Source organism: Nevskiales bacterium (genome assembly GCA_035574475.1).
Classification (GTDB): domain Bacteria; phylum Pseudomonadota; class Gammaproteobacteria; order Nevskiales; family DATLYR01; genus DATLYR01.
In genome coordinates this window covers 1-5,283 of the sequence record DATLYR010000083.1, presented here as the reverse complement: position 1 = coordinate 5,283, position 5,283 = coordinate 1, and the positions used below count along the sequence as shown (strand labels likewise).

At 68.4% G+C, this 5,283-nt stretch carries 4 protein-coding genes; 2 read left to right on the top strand and 2 right to left on the bottom strand.

Going from position 1 to position 5,283, the window contains the following annotated elements; genetic code table 11:
• The coding region (locus VNJ47_04430; GenBank protein HXG28078.1) for a SulP family inorganic anion transporter at positions 1-1,004 on the top strand (1,004 nt) is incomplete at its 5' end.
• Positions 1,005-1,007: 3 nt separating this feature from the next.
• Here VNJ47_04430 and VNJ47_04425 read toward each other — a convergent pair.
• Positions 1,008-4,136 carry a response regulator gene (locus VNJ47_04425; protein ID HXG28077.1) on the bottom strand — a complete coding sequence of 1,043 codons (3,129 nt, stop codon included), beginning with the start codon at positions 4,134-4,136 and terminating at the stop codon, positions 1,008-1,010.
• A gap of 273 nt (positions 4,137-4,409) precedes the next feature.
• Here VNJ47_04425 and VNJ47_04420 point away from each other — a divergent pair, with 273 nt between their 5' ends.
• Positions 4,410-4,547, top strand: coding sequence for a hypothetical protein (locus VNJ47_04420; GenBank protein HXG28076.1), 138 nt, complete (start codon positions 4,410-4,412; stop codon positions 4,545-4,547).
• A 4-nt stretch (positions 4,548-4,551) separates the two neighbouring features.
• Here the strand turns inward: VNJ47_04420 and VNJ47_04415 are convergent.
• Positions 4,552-5,283: FGGY-family carbohydrate kinase (locus tag VNJ47_04415; protein HXG28075.1), on the bottom strand; the 732-nt coding region annotated here is incomplete at its 5' end.

Below are 5,283 nucleotides of genomic sequence, written 5' to 3'. Positions count from 1 at the left end.
ACCCGCCGCTGCCAGTGTTGCCCTGGACGCTGCCGGACGCGAGCGGCCAGCCCATCGGCCTGAGCTGGGCGCTGATCCGTTCGCTGCTGGGTCCCGCCTTCACCGTGGCCATGCTCGGCGCGATCGAGTCACTGCTGTGCGCCGTGATCGCCGACGGGCTCACGCGCAGCAAGCACGACCCCAACGCCGAGCTGATCGGCCAGGGCCTCGGCAACCTGGTGACACCGTTCTTCGGCGGCATCACCGCCACCGCCGCCATCTCGCGCACGGCCGTCAACATCCGCGCCGGCGCCAGCACGCCGTTCGCCGCCGTGATCGGCGCCGGCGTGGTGCTGCTGGCGGTGGTCGCGCTGGCACCGCTCATGGCGCATATCCCCATGGCCACGCTGGCCGCGCTGCTGCTGGTGGTGGCCTGGAACGTGGCCGAGGCCAAGCATTTCCTGCACATCGCGCGCGTGGCGCCGCGCAGCGACGTGGCGGTGCTGCTGGCCTGCTTCCTGCTCACCGTGTTCTTCGACATGGTGCTGGCGGTCGGCGTGGGCGTGGTGCTGGCCTCGCTGCTGTTCATCCGCCGCATGACGGAGATGACCGGCGGCGCCGAGCTGCGCCACGAGGAACACGAGCTGCCCGACCTGCCGCCGCACATCGCAGTCTATGCGATCGAAGGCCCGATGTTCTTCGGTGCCGCGGAGCAGGCCGTCAATACCCTGCACCGCATCCGCGACGAGGTGAAGGTCATCATCCTCGACCTGTCGGAGGTGCCGATGATCGACATCAGCGGCATCGTGGCCCTGGATTCACTGATCCGGCGCATGCACGAAGCCGGCGTCGCGATCGTGGTCAGCGGCCCTTCGAAGCGGATCTACCGCAAGCTGCTGCGCGCGGGGCTGCGCAAGAAGCCCGGCTGTCTGGCCTATGCCACGACGCTCGCCAGGGCGCGCGCGCAGGCCTTGCGCATGCAACCGGTCGGCAACGGTGCACGGCAACAACCGGCCGCCTGTTAAGCCTCAAGCCGCGTCGCCCGCGGCCGCTTCGGACAGCAGCGGCTCGATGCTCTCCAGCACTGCGGTCATTTCCAACTCCGCATCGCGCAGCAGGGATTCGGCGGCCGTTCCCTCCGCTTCCAGGCACTCCTCGAGCTGCATCACCACCTCGCGCAGGCGCGGCATGGACAGGTTGCCGGTCACGCCCTTCAGCGTGTGCGCGATCCGATGCGCGGTCTTGCCGTCGCCGGCCTCGAGCGCCGCGCGCAGCTGCCGCAGGTCGCCGGCATGGTGCTGGCGGAAGATGCCCAGCAACTCCAGGTACAGCTTGCGGTTGCCATCGAAGTGATGCAGCGCGTCGGCCAGACTGATGGCCGGCCGCGCGCCCTGTGCGGCTGGCAGCCCGTCGGGGCCGGCGGCCCCGGTCACCGCCACCTCGACGTTCAGCCATTTGCCCAGCATCTGCGCCAGCTGCGCGGCGTAAACCGGTTTGCTGAGGAAGTCGTTCATGCCCGCCGCCAGGCAGCGCTCGCGGTCGCGCGCCAGCGCATTCGCCGTCATGGCGACGATCGGCAGGTCCGCGGCATCCGGGTTGGCACGGATGCGGCGCGTGGCCTCCAGGCCGTCCATGACCGGCATCTGCAGGTCCATCAGCACGGCGTCGTAGTGGCTCTGGGCCACCGCGGCGACGCCTTCCTGCCCGTTGTTGGCGATGTCCACGCGCGCGCCCAGGCGTTGCAGCATTTCGCTGGCTACTCGCTGGTTGAGCAAATTGTCCTCCACCAGCAGCACCCGGAAGCCGTGCAGCGGCGTGCCCAGCACGCCGTCGGCCGGGCCCGACGGTGCGCCGGCCGGCGGATTGCGCGCGGCTTCGGGCTGCGTGGCCTCGCGGATGGCATCCAGCAGGCCGGCCGGCGTCACCGGCTTGCTCAGGCTGCTGTTGACCAGCCCGGCCTCGACGCTGCGCAGCAACTCGTCACGCGGCGAGGCCGTGATCATCACGATCGGCAGCCGGCCGACGTCCGGCATGGCGCGGATGCGACGCGCGGCTTCCAGGCCGTCCATGCCCGGCATACGCCAGTCCAACAGCACCAGATCGAAATCGCCGCAGGCCACGCGACGCAGGGCCTCGGCGCCGCTGCCCACCGCCTCGGCGGGAATACCCAGCGTTTGCAGCATCTCGGCCAGCACGCGGCAGGCAGTCGGGTTGTCGTCCACGATGAGCGCGCGCCGGATCGGCAGGTCGGCCGGCGCCGCTTCCTGGCCGGGCGACGGGCGCGACTCGCCCAGTACGAACGGCAGCGTGAACCAGAAGGTGCTGCCGGCGCCCTCGCTGCTGCTGACGTGGATCTGGCCGCCCATCATTTCGACCAGCTGCTTGCAGATGCTCAGGCCGAGGCCGGTGCCGCCATACTTGCGGGTGGTCGAATCGTCCACCTGGCTGAAGGGATTGAAAAGCCGGGAGAGCTGGTGCTGCGCCAGGCCGATGCCGGTATCGCGCACCGAGAAACGCAGGACCGCGTGGCGGTCGGTCTGCGCCTCCGGCGTCACCCGCACCTCGATCTCGCCCCGCTCGGTGAACTTCAACGCGTTGCTGACCAGGTTGACCAAGATTTGCTCGAGCCGGGTCGGGTCGCCCTTGAGCGTCAGGTCCGGGGCCACCGTGCACGACAGGATCAGCTCCAGGCGCTTTTCGGCGGCGCGGTGGGTGAACAGCACCGCCAGCTTGTCGAGGACCGGCTGCAGCGTGAAATCCCGCTGCTCCAGTTCCAGCTTGCCGGCCTCGATGCGCGACAGGTCGAGGATGTCGTCGATGAGCGTCAGCAGGGTCTGCGACGCATCGCGGATGTTGCCCAGGAAATCCAGACGGCGCGATTCCTTGTCGGTGCGCAGCGCCAGGTCGGTGAAGCCGATGATGGCGTTCATCGGCGTGCGGATCTCGTGGCTCATCTTGGCCAGGAACTCGCTCTTGGCCTGGGTCGCGGCTTCGGCGCGCTCGCGCGCCTGGGCCAGCCGCTCGCGCTCCTCCCGCTCCATGTTGACCGAGCGCGCCAGACCCACGGACATCAGCAGGGTACCGATGGCCATACCGAGGTGCAGCGCATAGAAAGTCAGCGCCGTGGTGGGCAAGACACCGGCCAGCTGCATCCACTTGCCCGCTACGCCCAGCAGCACCGCGATTCCGGCCTGTGTCATGTAGCGCGCGGTCTGTATGCCCTGGCGCTGCGCCCAGCCGATGGTCAGCGCGACACCGATCACGCCCACCACCGCCAGCGCCAGGGTGACCACATTGGCCAGCAGCTGGCTGACCAAGAACATCAACCCCGCCCAAGCGAAGCAGGCGAACTCGTAAGCCCCGAGCCCACGTTGCACCAGCGGCACCCGGCCGCGGACCTGGAGAAAACTCATGGCAAAACGCGCGCCCAGCGCGCCGGACAGGCAGGCGCTGAAGGCGGTGCTGATATTCACCCACCGCGGCCAGTCGCCCCACAGATACCGCACGCCGAGGCCATCCATGCTCAGCGGCCACAGCAGGCTCATGAACACCGCCAGCAGGACGTAGTCGAGGTAACTGCGCTCGCGCAGCAGCACGAACACGAACGCGTTGTACAGCAGCATCACGGCGCAGATGCCGTAGAAGGCGCCGAGCAGCATGAGCACGAATTGCGAGTGCTCGTAGTATGCGGGATAGCGCCACAAGCGCGTCGGAACGACCTGGGGGTCGGCACTGTGCACACGGAAATAGAGGGTGTACGGTTCGCCCTCCGGCAGCTCCAGCGGGAACACGAAGTTCTGGCCCGGCACCGGGCGGCTGGCATAAGGCCGCTGATCCCCGGTCGCCAGCAGACGCCAGCCGCCCTCGCCGTCCGGCAGGTACAGGTCGAGATAGTCGAGCATCGGGAAGGCGATCTCGAAATAGCGCAGTTGACGGACCGGGGCCTGCGCTTCCGGCAGCAGCCGGAGCGTCAGCCGGTACCAGTAGGGCGCGTCCCGGTAACCGGCATTGAACACGCCGTCCACGTTGCGGGTGAATCGCTGCGTATGCGGCAGCCGTGTGACGTCTTCCAGCGTCAGCCGGCCACCCGGGTCGGGCAGGTATTCCAGATAAGCATCGAGGTCATGACGCCCGGCCAGCGCGGGGACATCCGCCACCACGGTGGCCGGCGCGGTGCCCGGGTAGAGCGCAACCAGACACCCGCACAGGGCTGCGCACGCTACCGCAACCCATGCGGACCGATGATGTCTGGCGGGCGTCGCGTCACCCATGCACTGCTCCCGGAACCGAGGCAACTGCACCCTGAGGGGGCGGCTGCCTTCTCGTTGTTGTACCCGCCATGATAGCCATCAAGCGGCTGCCATGCGACGGCAATGGACGGAGCACTGACCCGGGTACGGGATGCGTTAAGCCTTTCCAGATGCAGGAGGATGAGCCGAAATCGCCGAGCTGCTCTGCAGAAACTCAGCTGGCGCCGCGAGCCCGAGGGCGGGATGCCCATGCTGTTGGTTGTCAACCGCGGCGGCGACATCGCCATCAAGCAGGTTGCGCTGTCCGACGCGGGATAATGGATTACGGCGGATAACCCGTGATCGCGCGTATCTCCCGATACAGCGGCTGCAGCTGCCCGTACATTTTCGTGTACACGCGCCGGTACAGCCGCTCGTAGGTCCGCACCGTCTCCGCGTTCGGCCGGAACACGCGCCCGCTGCGGGTCATGGCACGCACCGCCGCCGGGTAGTCCGGGTGCAGCCCCAGCCCCACTGCTACGTTCATGGCCGCGCCCAGCGCCGAGGCCTCGTACACATGCGGTCGTTCGGCCGGCAGGCCGAAGATATCGGCGGTGATCTGCATGGCGGCATCGCTCTGCGAACCGCCGCCGGCGATCACCAGCCGCGTAATCGGCCGCCGCGTGCGCTTTTCGATCTGCTCGCGACCCTGGCGCAGCGCGTAGGCCAGGCCCTCGAGGATCGCGCGGTAGACGTGCGCGCGCGTGTGCACGTCGCCGAAACCGATGATCGCGCCCTTGGCCTCCGGCCCCGGCTCGCGCACGCCCGGCGACCAGTAGGGCTGCAGCGTGAGGCCCATCGAGCCCGGCGGCACCTCGTTGACCATCGCGTCGAAGAGTTCTTCGGGAGCAATGCCCTTCTGCTCGGCCAGTTGCTGCTCGCGGTGCGCGAACTCGCGCTTGAACCAGGACACCATCCAGAAACCCCGGTAGATCTGGATCTCGGTGTTGTAGGCGCCGGGCACCGCCGACGGGTACGGCGGGATGAAGGGCGTCACCTCGACGTATTTGCGGCT